At 69.5% G+C, this 15662-nt stretch carries 17 protein-coding genes; 9 read left to right on the top strand and 8 right to left on the bottom strand.

Annotated elements, in window-relative coordinates; all coding sequences use genetic code 11:
- Nucleotides 1-119 precede the first annotated feature (119 nt).
- The 3 genes from AB0N07_RS19305 to ychF all read right to left on the bottom strand — a co-directional run bounded on the left by AB0N07_RS19305 (nt 120) and on the right by ychF (nt 2216).
- Nucleotides 120-533, bottom strand: coding sequence for a DNA-binding protein (locus tag AB0N07_RS19305; protein WP_365836471.1), 414 nt, complete (start codon nt 531-533; stop codon nt 120-122).
- The gene (locus AB0N07_RS19300) at nt 515-799 is read right to left on the bottom strand and encodes a hypothetical protein (protein ID WP_365836469.1); all 285 of its coding nucleotides are present in this window, start codon (nt 797-799) and stop codon (nt 515-517) included. The genes AB0N07_RS19305 and AB0N07_RS19300 overlap by 19 nt, the downstream gene beginning before the upstream one ends.
- 328 nt (nt 800-1127) lie before the next feature.
- Nucleotides 1128-2216: a redox-regulated ATPase YchF gene (gene ychF / locus AB0N07_RS19295; RefSeq protein WP_365836467.1), complete on the bottom strand. Its 1089-nt coding sequence runs from the start codon at nt 2214-2216 to the stop codon at nt 1128-1130.
- 199 nt (nt 2217-2415) lie between these two features.
- Here ychF and AB0N07_RS19290 point away from each other — a divergent pair, with 199 nt between their 5' ends.
- The gene (locus AB0N07_RS19290) at nt 2416-3006 is read left to right on the top strand and encodes a DUF6542 domain-containing protein (RefSeq protein ID WP_365836465.1); all 591 of its coding nucleotides are present in this window, start codon (nt 2416-2418) and stop codon (nt 3004-3006) included.
- Here AB0N07_RS19290 and ppgK read toward each other — a convergent pair.
- Both ppgK and AB0N07_RS19280 read right to left on the bottom strand, forming a co-directional pair.
- On the bottom strand, nt 3003-3770 hold the full coding sequence (gene ppgK, locus AB0N07_RS19285) for a polyphosphate--glucose phosphotransferase (RefSeq protein ID WP_365836463.1): 768 nt from the start codon (nt 3768-3770) through the stop codon (nt 3003-3005). The genes AB0N07_RS19290 and ppgK overlap by 4 nt on opposite strands.
- A gap of 29 nt (nt 3771-3799) precedes the next feature.
- The gene (locus AB0N07_RS19280) at nt 3800-4810 is read right to left on the bottom strand and encodes a 4-hydroxy-3-methylbut-2-enyl diphosphate reductase (protein WP_030929504.1); all 1011 of its coding nucleotides are present in this window, start codon (nt 4808-4810) and stop codon (nt 3800-3802) included.
- A 179-nt stretch (nt 4811-4989) separates the two neighbouring features.
- Between AB0N07_RS19280 and xseA the strand changes: the two genes are divergently transcribed.
- The 3 genes from xseA (at nt 4990) to AB0N07_RS19265 (ending at nt 7233) form a co-directional block, all read left to right on the top strand.
- Nucleotides 4990-6207 (top strand): exodeoxyribonuclease VII large subunit, encoded by a 1218-nt coding sequence (gene xseA, locus AB0N07_RS19275; protein ID WP_365836461.1) that lies wholly within the window; start codon nt 4990-4992, stop codon nt 6205-6207.
- Nucleotides 6208-6254: 47 nt separating this feature from the next.
- On the top strand, nt 6255-6485 hold the full coding sequence (locus AB0N07_RS19270) for an exodeoxyribonuclease VII small subunit (RefSeq protein WP_266959600.1): 231 nt from the start codon (nt 6255-6257) through the stop codon (nt 6483-6485).
- A gap of 157 nt (nt 6486-6642) precedes the next feature.
- On the top strand, nt 6643-7233 hold the full coding sequence (locus AB0N07_RS19265) for a malonic semialdehyde reductase (protein ID WP_365836459.1): 591 nt from the start codon (nt 6643-6645) through the stop codon (nt 7231-7233).
- 120 nt (nt 7234-7353) lie between these two features.
- Here the strand turns inward: AB0N07_RS19265 and AB0N07_RS19260 are convergent, their stop codons facing one another.
- Entirely contained in the window at nt 7354-7875 is a 522-nt protein-coding gene (locus AB0N07_RS19260; protein ID WP_365836457.1) for a DUF4245 domain-containing protein, read from the bottom strand.
- 127 nt (nt 7876-8002) lie between these two features.
- Between AB0N07_RS19260 and glpX the strand changes: the two genes are divergently transcribed.
- Entirely contained in the window at nt 8003-9037 is a 1035-nt protein-coding gene (glpX, locus tag AB0N07_RS19255) for a class II fructose-bisphosphatase (RefSeq protein WP_365836455.1), read from the top strand.
- A gap of 160 nt (nt 9038-9197) precedes the next feature.
- Here glpX and AB0N07_RS19250 read toward each other — a convergent pair whose 3' ends face one another.
- Complete coding sequence (locus AB0N07_RS19250; RefSeq protein ID WP_115906155.1) at nt 9198-9575, bottom strand: WhiB family transcriptional regulator; 378 nt, start codon at nt 9573-9575, stop codon at nt 9198-9200.
- A gap of 174 nt (nt 9576-9749) precedes the next feature.
- Nucleotides 9750-10451, bottom strand: coding sequence for a DUF1707 domain-containing protein (locus tag AB0N07_RS19245; RefSeq protein WP_365836452.1), 702 nt, complete (start codon nt 10449-10451; stop codon nt 9750-9752).
- A 179-nt stretch (nt 10452-10630) separates the two neighbouring features.
- Between AB0N07_RS19245 and AB0N07_RS19240 the strand changes: the two genes are divergently transcribed.
- From AB0N07_RS19240 to AB0N07_RS19225, 4 genes are all read left to right on the top strand, one after another.
- Nucleotides 10631-12298, top strand: a complete 1668-nt coding sequence (locus tag AB0N07_RS19240) for a fumarate hydratase (protein ID WP_365836450.1) — start codon at nt 10631-10633, stop codon at nt 12296-12298.
- A 252-nt stretch (nt 12299-12550) separates the two neighbouring features.
- Entirely contained in the window at nt 12551-13084 is a 534-nt protein-coding gene (locus AB0N07_RS19235) for an SH3 domain-containing protein (protein ID WP_365836448.1), read from the top strand.
- Nucleotides 13085-13317: 233 nt separating this feature from the next.
- Nucleotides 13318-14118 (top strand): DUF2690 domain-containing protein, encoded by an 801-nt coding sequence (locus tag AB0N07_RS19230; RefSeq protein WP_365836446.1) that lies wholly within the window; start codon nt 13318-13320, stop codon nt 14116-14118.
- 78 nt (nt 14119-14196) lie between these two features.
- Complete coding sequence (locus AB0N07_RS19225) at nt 14197-15585, top strand: class II fumarate hydratase (protein ID WP_365836444.1); 1389 nt, start codon at nt 14197-14199, stop codon at nt 15583-15585.
- The last annotated feature ends 77 nt before the right edge of the window (nt 15586-15662 follow it).

Raw genomic sequence — 15662 nt, 5'->3', positions numbered from 1 at the left:
TCAGCCCGCCTCCCTGCGCATACCTCATGACTCCGGCATACCGCAACGATCACGAAACGTCAGTTCCTCCCCCGCCACTACGAGTTCAACCTCAGCACTCCGTTGCGGACCAAGAGAAATCACACCGCCACGAGTCGGACCCGATCTCCGCAAAGCTTGATCATGTCGTCGATATCGGAGGTCAACATGACCACCGGGCGGTGCTGCCGAAGCGCGGCCTCGGCAACCGCCGCATCGATCGCGTACTTGTGCCCGTGCAAACCGGCATCCATCAGTAGCTTCGAGGCCGCCCTCGCCTCCTCGTCTCCGACCGGGACCACGCGCAGCCCGGAGAGCACCCAGCTCAAGCGGGACTTGTTCGTACGGGCGTGGACGGCCTCGATGATGGTGAGCGCACTGATCACGACCTCCATGCCGCGCGAGCGCGCCTCGGTGACCAGCGCCACCACCTGCTCGTCGTCGGCAAGCAGCTTCGAGAGCCCCTCACTGTCGAGGACCAACGTCCCTTCGTGACTCAGCTTGCGGCGGGCCACTCCCCCTCCTCGGCGAACACCTCGTCGAAGACCTGCCGTGCCCGCTGACGAGCCTGCTCGGAGACCGGCCCCTTACGGCTCTCGTAGTCCGCCAGATACTCGTCAAGAACCTGGCCGCGCAGCTCACGCTCGACCGCCGCAGCGATGAACGCGGAGAACTCCCGCTTACCCACCCGCGCCCGGATCGCCTCCGCGGTCCCTTCGGGCAACGAGAGGCTCACCCGCGTCGCCGGCCCTTCTCCGATGCTGTACGTCGCCTCAGCCATACCCTCAGTGTGTCAAACGAGTAGGAAAAGCGCCACGGCCCGGATCCCCATGAAACCCCAGAGGCGTGAAGAAGGTGTGCGGATGGCACCTCTCCCGCCCGGCCTCGCATCTGGCGACTCAAGCCCGAAACCCAGCACGGGCGTTCCCATCCCATCCCAGCACCATCCCAGCACGGTACGGATGACCAGGGATGACGACAGGTGACGAGGGGTCAGCTATCCCAGCACCATCCCAGCACGGGAAAAAACCAAGGGCCCGACCCCGAAGAGTCGGACCCTACCTGACCTGCATGTTTGCCAGATCAGCGACGTGGTGATATGTCGGCCGCTACACGTTGAAGCGGAACTCCACCACGTCCCCGTCCTGCATCACGTAGTCCTTGCCCTCCATCCGCGCCTTGCCCTTGGCGCGGGCCTCGGCGACCGAGCCCGTCTCCACCAGGTCCTCGAAGGAGATGACCTCCGCCTTGATGAAGCCCTTCTGGAAGTCGGTGTGGATGACACCGGCGGCCTCGGGGGCGGTGGCGCCCTTCTTGATGGTCCAGGCGCGGGATTCCTTGGGGCCGGCCGTGAGGTAGGTCTGCAGGCCGAGGGTGTTGAAGCCCACGCGGGCGAGGGTGGTGAGGCCCGGCTCCTCGGCGCCGACGGACTCCAGGAGCTCCATGGCGTCCGCCTCGTCGAGCTCGGCGAGGTCCGCTTCGAGCTTGGCGTTCAGGAAGATCGCCTCGGCGGGGGCGACCAGGGCGCGCTGCTCGGCCTTGAAGTCCTCGTCGACCAGCTCGTCCTCGTCGACGTTGAAGACGTAGAGGAAGGGCTTCGTGGTCAGGAGGTGGAGGTCGTGGAGGAGCTCCTCGTTGCCGGAGCCCTGGACGATGCCCGCCGAGAACAGCGTGACGCCCTTGTCCAGGATTTCCTTGGCTTCCTCGACCGCCTTGACCTTGGGCGCGACGTCCTTCTTGATCCGCGACTCCTTCTGGAGCCGGGGCAGGACCTTCTCGATGGTCTGGAGGTCGGCGAGGATCAGCTCGGTGTTGATCGTCTCGATGTCGTCCTTCGGCGAGACCTTGCCGTCGACATGCACGACGTTCTCGTCCTTGAACGCGCGGATGACCTGGCAGATCGCGTCGGACTCGCGGATGTTCGCGAGGAACTTGTTGCCCAGGCCCTCGCCCTCGGACGCGCCCTTCACGATGCCCGCGATGTCCACGAAGTCGACGGTCGCCGGGAGGATGCGCTGCGAAGAAAAGATTTCGGCCAGTTTCGTCAGCCGGGCATCGGGGACGCCGACGACGCCCACGTTGGGCTCGATCGTGGCGAACGGGTAGTTGGCCGCGAGCACGTCGTTCTTGGTCAGGGCGTTGAACAGGGTCGACTTGCCGACATTCGGCAGACCGACGATTCCGATCGTGAGCGACACGTTGCGACTTCCCGTACGTGAGAGACATCAGGGGACTGGGGCGGTGGGCCCGGTCCTTCTTCGGTGCACGGGCGGGCCGATCCACCAGTCTACGGCGTACCGGTCGGCGCCCCGGCGCCCCGTCGAACGCGTGGCCAGGCTCCGCCCCTCGGCGTGTCTGAGGGGCGATTGCACACATAAACCGACCTAAGTTGGTCCGGTGGAGCAACACGGGTCGGGACCACCGCACAACGGAGCACGACGCGGCACGCCCCCGCTGCCCCCGCAGGCGAAGCGCGGCGGAAGCGGTGGGGGTGCGGGCGGTGGTGCGCGATCTGCCGGAAAGCGCCGTCCCGCCCCCCGCCCGGCGGCGCGGCAGCCCGGTCCGCCGCCGGCCGAGGCGGTACGGCGGCTGCCCAACCCGCGGCTGACCGGGCTGGGCAGCGGACTGTTCAGCGGGGCGGTGATGTTCACGCTCGGCTGTCTCGACCAGCTGCTGTTCGGGGCGTCGCTGACCCTGTACGGCGTGCTGTTCCTGCCGGTGTGCCTGCTGACCGCGGTCTGGGTGCGCAAGAGCGACCTGGCGACCGCCCCCGTCGTCGTACCGATCGCCTTCGCGGCGGGCCTGCTCCCGGTGGCCGACAGCAGCGGCGGGCTGCTGGGCCGGCTGATGGGCCTGGTGACCGCACTGGCCACCCAGGCCGGGTGGCTGTACGGGGGAACCCTCGTCGCGGGCCTGATCGTCACCGGGCGGAAGGCCGCGCTGATGCACCACCGGCGCACCGGCGGCCGCCGACCGCCCCGGTACTAGGGCCTGACCGAAGCCCGGCCCCAACTCTCCGCGGCGTGCATCGCCGCGCCGACGATGCCTGCGTTGTTCTGCAGCTGCGCCGGGACGATCTCCGCCTTGATGCCCTCGATGAAGTGCAGGAACTTCTCGGACTTACGGCTGACGCCGCCGCCGATGATGAACAGGTCGGGCGAGAAGAGCATCTCGACATGGGCGAGGTACTTCGTGACACGGTGCGCCCAGTGCTCCCAGGTCAGCTCGCCGTCCTCCTTGGCCTTGCTGGAGGCGCGCTTCTCCGCGTCGTGGCCGTGCAGCTCCAGGTGGCCCAGCTCGGTGTTGGGCACCAGGGTGCCGTCGACGAACAGGGCACTGCCGATGCCGGTGCCGAAGGTCAGCAGGATGACCGTGCCCCGGCGGCCGCGGCCCGCGCCGAAGTGCATCTCGGCGACGCCCGCCGCATCCGCGTCGTTGACCACCGTCACCGGCAGGCCGCCCAGGCGGGAGCCGAACAACGCGCCCGCGTCCGTGTCGATCCAGCTCTTGTCGACGTTGGCCGCCGTACGGATGGTGGATCCGCCGGTGACCACGCCGGGGAAGGTGAGGCCGACCGGGCCGGTCCAGCCGAAGTGGTCGACGACCTGCTTCACGCCGTCCGCCACGCCGTCGGGCGTCGCCGGGTACGGAGTGAGCACCTTGCAGCGCACCTCCGCCAGGTCGCCCTTGTCCAGGTCCACAGGGGCGCCCTTGATCCCGGATCCACCGATGTCCACACCGAAGATCTGCATGGCTCTACGTTACGACGGAGGACTGACAGTCACTCCGGCGAGGTGCCGGTTCGCTCCGCGATCAGCGCCGCCGCCTCCTCGCGCAGGTCGCGGCGGAGCTCCTTGGGCAGCGAGAACGTGATGGACTCCTCGGCCGCCTTGACGATCTCGACGTCCTCGAAGCCGCGCTGCGCGAGCCACTCCAGGACCTGCTCGACCAGGACCTCGGGGACGGAGGCTCCGGAGGTGACGCCGACCGTGGACACGCCCTCCAGCCAGGCCTCGTCGATCTCGTCGGCGAAGTCCACCAGGTAGGCCTCGCGGGAGCCCGCGAGCTTGGCGACCTCGACGAGCCGCTTGGAGTTGGAGGAGTTGCGGGAGCCGACGACGATCACCAGCTCGGCCTCGGCGCCCATCTGCTTCACCGCGAGCTGGCGGTTCTGCGTGGCGTAGCAGATGTCGTCGCTGGGCGGGGAGATCAGCTGCGGGAACTTCTCCTGCAGTGCGTCGACGGTCTCCATGGTCTCGTCGACGGAGAGGGTGGTCTGGGACAGCCAGACGACCTTGGACGGGTCGCGGACCTCGACCTTGGCGACGTCCCCCGGCCCGTCGACGAGCTGGATGTGCTCGGGGGCCTCGCCCGAGGTGCCGATGACCTCCTCGTGGCCCTCGTGCCCGATCAGGAGGATGTCGTAGTCCTCGTTGGCGAAGCGGACGGCTTCCTTGTGGACCTTGGTGACGAGCGGGCAGGTGGCGTCGATGGTGGCGAGCTTGCCGCGCTCGGCCTCTTCGTGGACGACCGGGGCCACGCCGTGTGCGGAGAACATCACGATGTTCCCCTCGGGGACCTCCTCCGTGCGCTCCACGAAGACGGCACCCTTCTTCTCCAGGGTCTGCACGACGTACTTGTTGTGCACGATCTCGTGCCGGACATAGATCGGAGCCCCGTACTGCTCCAGGGCTTTCTCGACGGCGATCACGGCGCGGTCCACACCCGCGCAGTAGCCCCGGGGGGCGGCGAGCAGGACACGGCGGCCAGGCGAAGCAGTCATGCGATCCATCGTAAGGCCGCGTTCGGCGGGCAAAGATCGCGTCGCCGCACCGTCCCTGGGGCCGCCGCCCCCAAACGCCCGCTTTCGGCCTGAACGGCCCCGCCCTCGAACTCCCCCAGAGGGGGTGCCCCGAGACGGGCTGAAAGGCACTGCCCGGCGTTGTCGGTCGTGGCCGTTACGCTCGCCGCATGGCTCTCAACACATCCGCGGAAGCGCCCCTGCCCGTCGGTGAGGTGTCGCGGCTCATCGGTGGGTGGATCGACCGGCTGGGGGCCGTGTGGGTCGAGGGGCAGATCACTCAGCTCTCGCGGCGGCCCGGCGCCGGGGTGGTGTTTCTGACCCTGCGGGATCCGTCGTACGACATCTCGATCAGCGTCACCTGTTACCGGCAGGTCTTCGACGCCGTCGCCGAGGTGGTGAGCGAGGGGGCGCGGGTCGTCGTACTCGCGAAGCCCGAGTGGTATGCGCCGCGGGGGCAGCTGTCCCTTCGGGCCGCCGAGATAAGGCCCGTGGGGGTCGGGGAACTCCTCGCGCGGCTGGAGCAGTTGAAGAAGTCCCTCGCCGCCGAGGGGCTGTTCGCTCCCGAGCGGAAGAAGGCCCTGCCGTTCCTGCCACAGCTCATCGGGCTGGTCTGCGGCCGCGCCTCGGCCGCAGAGCGGGACGTCCTGGAGAACGCCCGGCACCGCTGGCCCGCCGTCCGCTTCGAGGTGCGCAACGTCGCCGTGCAGGGCGTGCACGCCGTCCCGCAGGTCGTGCAGGCCGTCAAGGAGCTCGACGAGGCCGGCGAGGTGGACGTCATCATCGTCGCGCGCGGGGGCGGGAGCGTGGAGGACCTCCTTCCGTTCTCCGACGAGCAGCTCGTGCGCGCCGTCGCCGCGTGCCGTACGCCCGTGGTGTCGGCGATCGGGCACGAGCCCGACACACCACTCCTCGACTACGTCGCCGACCTGCGGGCCTCCACCCCCACCGACGCCGCCAAGAAGGTCGTACCGGATGTCGGAGAGGAGTACGAGCGGGTGCAGCAGCTGCGCAACCGGGCGCGGCGGTGCGTCGAGGCGCTCGTCGAGCGGGAGGAGCGCGGGCTCGCCCAGGCGCTCGCCCGGCCCTCGATACAGGATCCGCACCGGATGGTCGACGAGCGGGCCGATCATGTCGCCTCTCTGGTCGACCGTTCGCGGCGCACCGTCGGGCATCTCCTCGACCGCGCCGCCTCCGAGCTGACGCACACGCACGCGCGCGTGGTGGCCCTCTCCCCCGCCGCCACCCTGAAGCGCGGTTACGCCGTGCTGCAGAAGCCCGACGGGCATGTCGTCCGCGCCCCGGACGAGGTGGGGGCGGACGAGACACTGCGGGCGCGAGTGGCCGAGGGCGAGTTCACGGTGGTCCGGGCCGACCGAGAACGCTGAGACACGGGGAACACGGCACGGTTCGAGTCGATGCATAGGGTGGGCGGATGACCAGCAAGGTGGATGAGGCGCTCGGCTACGAGCAGGCACGGGACGAGCTGATCGAGGTCGTACGACGCCTCGAGGCGGGCGGTACGACGCTGGAGGAGTCCCTGGCGCTCTGGGAGCGGGGCGAGGAGCTGGCCAAGGTGTGCCGACGCTGGCTGGACGGGGCACGCGCCCGGCTGGACGCGGCCCTCGCGGAGGAAGAGGCCGCGGAAGAGGCCGACGGCGAGTAGCGCACGACAAGGGGCGGCGGCGGTCTGCTGTGAAGCGGATCACCACACCCCGATTATTGTTGAACCTTGAACCTTCATTCGCGTACCGTCGGTCTCGTCAGTAGATCCGGACCACGGTCCGGATCGGATCCCGGCGCCACCCCGAGGAAGTGCCCGCATGTCTCTCGTTCTTGACCCCGCCGCCCAGGACCTGCTCTTCCGCGAGGCCCGTACCGCGAACACCTTCACCGACGAGCCGGTGACCGACGAGCAGATCCAGGCGATCTACGACCTGGTCAAGTACGGACCGACCGCCTTCAACCAGTCGCCGCTGCGCGTCACCCTGGTCCGCTCCGCCGAGGCCCGTGAGCGCCTGGTGAAGCACATGGCCGAGGGCAACCAGCCCAAGACGGCCACCGCGCCGCTGGTCGCGATCCTCTCCGCGGACAACGAGTTCCACGAGGAGCTGCCGACCCTCTTCCCGCACTTCCCGGCCGCCAAGGACGTCTTCTTCTCCGAGCGCCCGGCCCGCGAGGGTGCCGCCGGCCTGAACGCCGCGCTGCAGGCCGCGTACTTCATCATCGGCGTCCGCGCCGCCGGTCTCGCCGCCGGCCCGATGACCGGCCTCGACTTCGCGGGCGTCCAGAAGGAGTTCCTGGACGACGACCACACCCCCCTGATGGTCGTCAACATCGGCAAGCCGGGCGAGGACGCCTGGTTCCCGCGCTCCCCGCGCCTCGAGTACGACCAGGTCGTCACGACGGTCTGAGCGGACGACGGTCCGAGCGACCCCGCACGACGAAGAGGCCCCCGGCTACGAAGCCGGGGGCCTGCCCCGTGCGGGTCTCGTGTCTCGTACGGGTCTCGTGCGCGTCTCGTGCGCAGGCGACTACGCGAGTTTCAGCGCCTGCGCCATCTCCGTCAGCTGCTGGAACGAGCCCGTGCCCGCGACCACCGTCGTGGCGCCCTTGCCTGGGAGCACGAGGGCGTCGTAGCGGCCGCCGGTGTAGCGGGTCCAGGTGCGGCCGGCGATCTCCTCGGTGGCCTTCGTCGCGTTCGACCCCTGGGTCGCCTGATCGATGAACGTCGACGGCTTCTGAGTCGACTGCTCGATCTGCACGTACTGGCCGTCGGGCGTGTGGAAGCCCAGGTGCCAGGCGTCGAACTGGTCGCCCTGGAAGCGGACCGAGGTCGCCTTCCAGTCCTTGGACAGGCCCTCGGGTGCGGCCACCGGGTAGGCGGCGGCGCGGCGCGCCGTGAGCAGTTCGACGCGGTAGTCGACCCGCGGGAGTTCCGGAGGCGAGTCGTCGTGCGGGATGAAAACGTAGATGAGTGCCGCCGCGATACCGATGAGGCCCAGGGAGAGAACCATGTCCCGGACCGTCTTCTGCTTGCCGTTCGAACCTGCCACGCCCCCTATCGTCGCAGGTGCCCGGCTCGCTCATCCGTGGGGCCCCCTGCTCATTTTGTCGGACTGAGGATAGAGTCGAGGGTCGAACCCTCATCCGGCCGTCGTCGTATCAGAAAGGTGCGCCTCGATGACCGAGCATCACCACTTGCCGTCCGAGCTCGAAGTCCCCAGCGAAGCCCCCGACCGCAACCTCGCCCTCGAACTCGTCCGGGTGACCGAAGCCGCCGCGATGGCCGCGGGCCGCTGGGTCGGGCGGGGCGACAAGAACGGCGCCGACGGTGCCGCGGTGCGCGCCATGCGGACCCTCGTCTCCACCGTGTCGATGAACGGCGTGGTCGTCATCGGCGAGGGCGAGAAGGACGAGGCCCCGATGCTCTTCAACGGCGAGCACGTCGGTGACGGGACCGGGCCGGAGTGCGACATCGCCGTCGATCCGATCGACGGCACCACCCTGACGGCCAAGGGCATGCCGAACGCGATCGCCGTGCTGGCGGCCGCGGACCGCGGGTCGATGTTCGACCCGTCCGCCGTCTTCTACATGGACAAGCTGGTCACCGGGCCCGAGGCCGCCGACTTCGTCGACATCGACGCGCCGGTGTCCGTGAACATCCGCCGCGTCGCCAAGGCCAAGCGCTCCACGCCCGAGGACGTGACGGTGGTGATCCTCGACCGGCCGCGGCACGACGGGATCATCAAGGAGATCCGGGAGGCCGGTGCGCGCATCAAGCTGATCTCCGACGGTGATGTCGCCGGGTCGATCTACGCGCTGCGCGAGGGCACCGGCGTCGACATGCTGCTCGGGATCGGTGGTACGCCGGAGGGGATCATCTCCGCGTGCGCCGTGAAGTGTCTGGGCGGGACGATCCAGGGCAAGCTGTGGCCCAAGGACGACGAGGAGCGGGCTCGGGCGATCGAGGCCGGGCACGATCTCGATCGGGTGCTCACCACGGACGACCTTGTCGCCGGTGAGAACGTGTTCTTCGTGGCGACCGGGATCACGGACGGGGAGTTGCTGCGAGGGGTTCGGTATCGGTCGGAGACCGCCACCACCGAGTCGATCGTCATGCGGTCGAAGTCGGGGACGGTGCGGCAGATCAACTCCGAGCATCGGCTGAGCAAGTTGCGCGCCTACAGCGCGATTGATTTCGATCGCGCCAAATAGCTCGGGGACCTTGGTGCGTTGGCGGGTGCGGGTCCGTTGTGGCTTGCCGCGCAGTTCCTCGCGCCCCTAGGGAAGTGCAGTACCCGCCCTCCAGCTGTGACAGCGATGGGGCGCCCCCGGTGCGGTGGGGGCGCCCCATCGGTGTGTGTGCGCCGGGCGGTCAGCCCGCTGCCGCTATGCGGCCCTGCGCGCGTGCCGTCTTCTTGAGTTCCATCTCGCGGCGGCGCCTGCGAGCCAGGACCACCCGGCGTTCGGCGGCGGTGAGGCCGCCCCAGACGCCGTAGGGCTCCGGTTGCAGCAGCGCGTGCTCGCGGCACTCGACCATGACGGGACAGCGGGCGCAGACGCGCTTGGCCGCCTCCTCGCGGGAGAGCCGGGCAGCGGTGGGTTCCTTGGAAGGTGCGAAGAACAGGCCGGCCTCATCGCGCCGGCACACCGCCTCGGTGTGCCATGGGGCGTCTTGGTCCCTGTCCCGCACTGGCACCCGCTGGGCCGGAACGGCAGCTACCTGCAGGGACGAATGCGGCGGTTGCAGCACGGTCTACTCCTGACGACGGCTTCGCGAGCGAGCGACGATGCAGCAAGGCCTACCCGCTGTGCGCGAGCCTATGCACTGAGTTCCGAACCGCTGGATTCCGCGTGCTCGCGAGCGCCTCGGGCGCGCGACCGCGGGTGGACCAATACCCCGCCGGCGCGCCCGAATTAACAACCGTCAACGATTCAGGTGTTTGCGCAAACTCTTGTCGACCTTGTGCTGGACGCGGTCGAGGATGTCCGCGACGAGTTTGCCCCGCTTCGGCCGCGCCTCGACGCTGCCCAGCACGGCCCAGCCGTCGACGTAGACCACCGGGGCGTTCGCTTCGGTCGAGTCGAGGTTGTCCACTTCGAAGCTGCCGAGCACTCCGCCGCCGGTGCCGCGCAGTGACACGTTCTCCGGGACGCGGACCTCGACGCTGCCGCAGAACGAGAACGTCCTGATCGCGACCTGCTGGTACTCGAAGAGGGCCTCGCTGAGATCTATCTCCACGCTGCCGAAGATCGCGTACGCATGGATACGGCGCCCCGCGCGCCAGCGGCCCTTGCGGACGGCGCTGCTGAACACCGCCACCACGTTGTCGTCGGGGTCGGCCGGGATCGCGCCCACCGTGGGGCGGTTCGGGGCGGCGGCGAAGGCGGGGGCAGCGCGATGCTGGTGGGCCGCGGGCAGGTCCCGTATGAAGACCTCCAGTTCGCCGACCGTCTTGGCGGCGAGCACGCCCTCGACGCGCTCGGCGTGCTCGTCGGCGGTCAGGCGGCCCTCGGCGAGGGCGTCGCGCAGGAGGTCGGCGATGCGGTCACGGTCGGCGTCCGAGGCGCGCAGTTCGGAAACCCGCGGTGCCGTGTCCTGGTGTCGGTCGCTCTTCTGAAGGTCCACGACAGCAGCGTACCGAAACGCGATAGATCGCGACTACCCCTCAACGGGACCTGTGGAAAACCCATACGGCTCTCGAACTGAGCCTTACCTCACAAGCCCGGTGTCAGCGGCAGGTTCTACGCTGGTGAGCGCCCGCCAACGACGGCGGGCGCCGTCTGCCGAGTGAGGAATGGGCTGAGATGCCTGAGTTCGCGTACACCGATCTGCTCCCCATGGGAGAGGACACCACCCCGTACCGGCTGGTGACCTCCGAAGGTGTGTCCACCTTCGAGGCCGACGGGCGGACGTTCCTCAAGGTGGAGCCGGAGGCGCTGCGCAAGCTCGCCGAGGAGGCCATCCACGACATCCAGCACTACCTGCGGCCCGCGCACCTGGCCCAGCTGCGGCGCATCATCGACGACCCCGAGGCGTCGGGCAACGACAAGTTCGTGGCGCTGGACCTGCTGAAGAACGCCAACATCGCGGCCGCGGGCGTGCTCCCCATGTGCCAGGACACCGGCACGGCGATCGTCATGGGCAAGCGCGGACAGAACGTCCTCACCGAGGGCGGCGACGAGGCGGCGCTGTCGAAGGGCATCTACGACGCGTACCTCAACCTCAACCTGCGGTACTCGCAGATGGCCCCGCTGACCATGTGGGACGAGAAGAACACCGGCTCCAACCTGCCGGCGCAGATCGAGCTGTACGCCACGGACGGGGGCGCGTACAAGTTCCTGTTCATGGCGAAGGGCGGTGGCTCGGCCAACAAGTCGTTCCTGTACCAGGAGACGAAGGCCGTCCTGAACGAGGCCTCCATGATGAAGTTCCTGGAGGAGAAGATCCGTTCGCTGGGTACGGCCGCCTGCCCGCCGTACCACCTGGCGATCGTGGTGGGCGGTACGTCCGCCGAGTACGCGCTGAAGACCGCGAAGTACGCCTCCGCGCACTACCTGGACGAGATCCCGGCGGAGGGCTCGGAGCTCGGGCACGGTTTCCGCGACAAGGACCTGGAGCAGAAGGTCTTCGAGCTGACGCAGAAGATCGGGATCGGTGCGCAGTTCGGCGGCAAGTACTTCTGCCACGACGTGCGTGTGGTGCGGCTGCCGCGGCACGGCGCCTCGTGCCCCGTCGCGATCGCCGTGTCCTGCTCGGCCGACCGCCAGGCGGTCGCGAAGATCACGGCGGAGGGTGTCTTCCTGGAGCAGCTGGAGACGGACCCGGCGCGGTTCCTGCCGGAGACGACGGAGGAGCACCTCGACGAGTCCTCGGACGTCGTCAGGATCGACCTGAACCAGCCGATGGAGTCGATCCTCGCCGAGCTGACGAAGTACCCGGTCAAGACCCGGCTCTCGCTCACCGGTCCGCTGGTCGTGGCCCGCGACATCGCGCACGCCAAGATCAAGGAGCGGCTGGACGCGGGCGAGGAGATGCCGCAGTACCTGAAGGACCACCCGGTGTACTACGCGGGCCCGGCGAAGACCCCGGAGGGCTACGCGTCCGGCTCCTTCGGCCCGACCACGGCCGGCCGCATGGACAGCTACGTCGAGCAGTTCCAGGCGGCGGGCGGCTCCAAGGTGATGCTCGCCAAGGGCAACCGCAGCAAGCAGGTCACCGACGCGTGCGACGCGCACGGAGGCTTCTACCTCGGCTCCATCGGCGGGCCGGCCGCCCGGCTCGCCCAGGACTGCATCAAGAAGGTCGAGGTCGTCGAGTACGAGGAGCTCGGGATGGAGGCGGTCTGGAAGATCGAGGTCGAGGACTTCCCGGCGTTCATCGTGGTGGACGACAAGGGCAACGACTTCTTCCAGGACCCGGCCCCGCAGCCGACGTTCACGTCCATTCCGGTACGGGGTCCCGGCCTGGCCTAGACCCTCGTGGCGCGGCGGGGACCGAGTCTCGCCCCCGCCGCCCCCACCCGTCCCGCAGACCGGTGTGACAGGTGGCGGCGTGGTGTCCCGGGACGGCGGTGGCATGTGCGTAGTGCTTCGCTGAATGGCTGGGGGGCGTCCCAGTTCGTCCCAGGAACGGGTGGGACGGCATCTTTGGGAACTTCGCCGGAAACGCTCCGTGCTGACTGGATCACAGCCCGTGATCCGCAGGTCATCTCGGAGGGACAACCCATGATCCGACGCTCACTGCGCAGCGGCCTTGTGGCCGCGTTCGCGGTCGTCGCCGTCTTCCCGGTGGCGGCCGTCGCCTCCGCCGGGCCGGCCCCGCAGCAGGCCCACGCGCTGAACTCCACTCCCCCACAGATCTCCGTGCCCGCGTGGCAGCCGGCCCCCACGCCGTCCACACTGCCCGCCAAGCCGAAGGCACCCAAGGCGCCGAAGTGCCACCACGGCCGCCACCACGCGAAGGGCCGTGCCGCGCGCCACCACAACCACCACCGCCACATCCACAGCGTCCGGCACATCGTCAGGAACCACACCCGGGGCTACGTCGCCACCCACCGTCTGCCGCTGAACGTCCGCTCCGGGCCGGGCACCGGCTACCGCGTCGTCGGCTCGCGGGCGGTGGGTTCCAGCGTGGCCATCACCTGCAAGGTGCGGGGTTCCGGCGTCCGCGGCAACCACCGCTGGTACCGGCTCGCCCACCACGGGGGCTGGGTCTCCGCCCGCTACGTGCACAACCTCGGCACCGTCCGCTGGTGCTGACGCCCCCTCGACCGCACCGGTCGTGATCCCCGGTACCTCCCGGCGGGCCGCACAAGCCCGCCGGGAGATGCCGTCCGGTAATCCGCCGATCACACCCCCACTCGGCGTAATCGCAGGTCAACTCAGTCAACTCCCCTTCATATTCCGGTGATCGCGGTATGGCCGGGCGCCGCCGCCGGGAACACATCAGGGCGGTCACCCCGGCATGGCGAGGGAGCGAGATGGAGAGCCACGTGACGGTCCAGAGGCAGCCGCTGCCCGACGCGTCGCAGGACGACGGGCGGCTCCTGACGGAGCGGCTGCGTGCCCTCAAGCAGCGGACGGGACTGAGCCTGGCCGCACTGGCCGGCGTCACCCCGTTCAGCAAGTCGACCTGGCACCGCTATCTGAACGGCGATCAGTTCCCGCCCCGGGCCGCCGTCGTGGCGCTCGCGCGGCTCGCCGACACCGACCCCGGCCCCCTCCTCACCCTCTGGGACTCCGCCGCACGGGCGCAGGCCGACGGGGCGACCGTCGCGAAGCGGCAGCCGGACCCGTCCGTGCCGCCCGTCGCCGTACGGCGCCGCCGCATCCCGCGGCCCAGCCGCGCCGTCGTCGCCCTCGCCACCATGGCCGCCACCGTGGCCGTCACCGCGGCCGCCGCGGACGTCCTGGACCCCGGCCACACAGCGGCACCCAGGACGGCCGCCTCCTGCCACGGGAGCGACTGCCAGGGGGAACTACCCACCTCCGAGACCTGTGCCCGGGACGCGCGCACCGAGAGCACGGTCGCCAGGGCCGCCGAGGTGGTGCTGCTGCGGTTCTCGCCGTCCTGCGCCACGGTCTGGTCCGAGCTGCGCACCCGGACCGGCGGCGCGCGGGAGATCTGGATCAGGTCGGACCAGGACGAACTGTCCGCGGAGTACCAGGGCGACAAGTCGGACGGATTCAGCAGCCCGATGCTGGCCGCGCCGGACCCGCGCGGGGCCCAGGCCTGCGCCGAGGTGGCCGAAAAGCCCGTGTGCACCGGCCGGTTCGGCATGCCGGGCCGCTGACGAGGACACCGGCCCGCGGGACAGCACCCGGCCGGCCCGAGGTCGGAACATCCGCGGCTCTCCGATCGCTATACAGGCATGAGCGACGACTACCGCATCGAGCACGACTCCATGGGCGAGGTCCGCGTCCCCGCCGACGCCAAGTGGCGGGCCCAGACACAGCGTGCCGTCGAGAACTTCCCGATCTCCGGCCAGCGCATCGAGCGCGCCCACATCGAGGCCCTGGCCCGGATCAAGGGCGCCGCGGCGAAGGTGAACGCGCGGCTGGGGGTGCTCGACAAGGACATCGCCGAGGCGATCCAGGAAGCAGCCGAGGAGGTGGCCCGGGGCGACTGGGACGAGCACTTCCCGATCGATGTCTTCCAGACCGGTTCCGGCACCTCGTCGAACATGAACACCAACGAGGTCGTCGCCACCCTCGCGACCGAGCGGCTCGGCAGGGACGTACACCCCAACGACCATGTGAACGCCTCCCAGTCGTCCAACGACGTCTTCCCGTCCTCCATCCACATCGCCGCCACCGCCGCCGTCACCCACGACCTGATCCCCGCCCTGGAACACCTCGCCGACGCCCTCACCCGCAAGTCGGAGGAGTTCGCCGACGTCGTGAAGTCCGGGCGGACGCATCTGATGGATGCCACGCCCGTGACCCTGGGACAGGAGTTCGGCGGCTACGCGGCCCAGATCCGTTACGGCGTCGAGCGGCTGCACGCCGCGCTCCCCCGCCTCGCCGAGCTGCCCCTGGGCGGGACGGCGGTCGGCACCGGGATCAACACCCCGCCCGGTTTCTCCGCCGCCGTCATCGAGGAGGTCGCCCGCGTCACGGGGCTCCCGCTCACCGAGGCGCGCAACCACTTCGAGGCGCAGGGAGCACGGGACGGGATCGTCGAGACCAGCGGACAGCTGCGGACGGTCGCCGTCGGGCTGACCAAGATCGCCAACGATCTGCGGTGGATGGCGTCCGGGCCGCGGACCGGCCTCGCCGAGATCACCCTGCCCGACCTCCAGCCCGGCTCGTCGATCATGCCCGGCAAGGTCAACCCGGTCATCCCGGAGGCCGCGCTCATGGTCGCCGCCCAGGTCACCGGCAACGACGCCACCGTCGCCGCCGCCGGAGCCGCCGGCAACTTCGAGCTCAATGTGATGCTGCCGGTCATCGCCAAGAACGTCCTGGAGTCGGTCCGGCTGCTCGCCAACGTCTCCCGGCTGCTCGCCGACCGCACCGTGGACGGGATCACCGCGAACCGGGAACGGGCCCGCGAGTACGCCGAGTCCTCGCCCTCCGTGGTCACTCCGCTCAACAAGTACATCGGCTACGAGGAGGCCTCCAAGGTCGCCAAGAAGGCCCTCGCGGAGCAGAAGACGATCCGCCAAGTCGTCCTGGAGAGCGGGTACGTGGAGCGCGGCGACCTCACGGCGGAGCAGCTCGACGAGGCCCTGGATGTCCTGCGGATGACACATCCGTAACCATTCGTCGCACCGTCGCGAACCGTGACGCGCGCCGCAGCGTCGTATGCCTGGGGCACCTAATATCTGTGCATGGC

The sequence above is a fragment of the Streptomyces sp. NPDC051172 genome, assembly GCF_040682555.1.
Lineage (GTDB): Bacteria > Actinomycetota > Actinomycetes > Streptomycetales > Streptomycetaceae > Streptomyces.
Note: the sequence above shows the minus strand (reverse complement) of the source record. Positions and strands in the feature narration are given on the sequence as shown.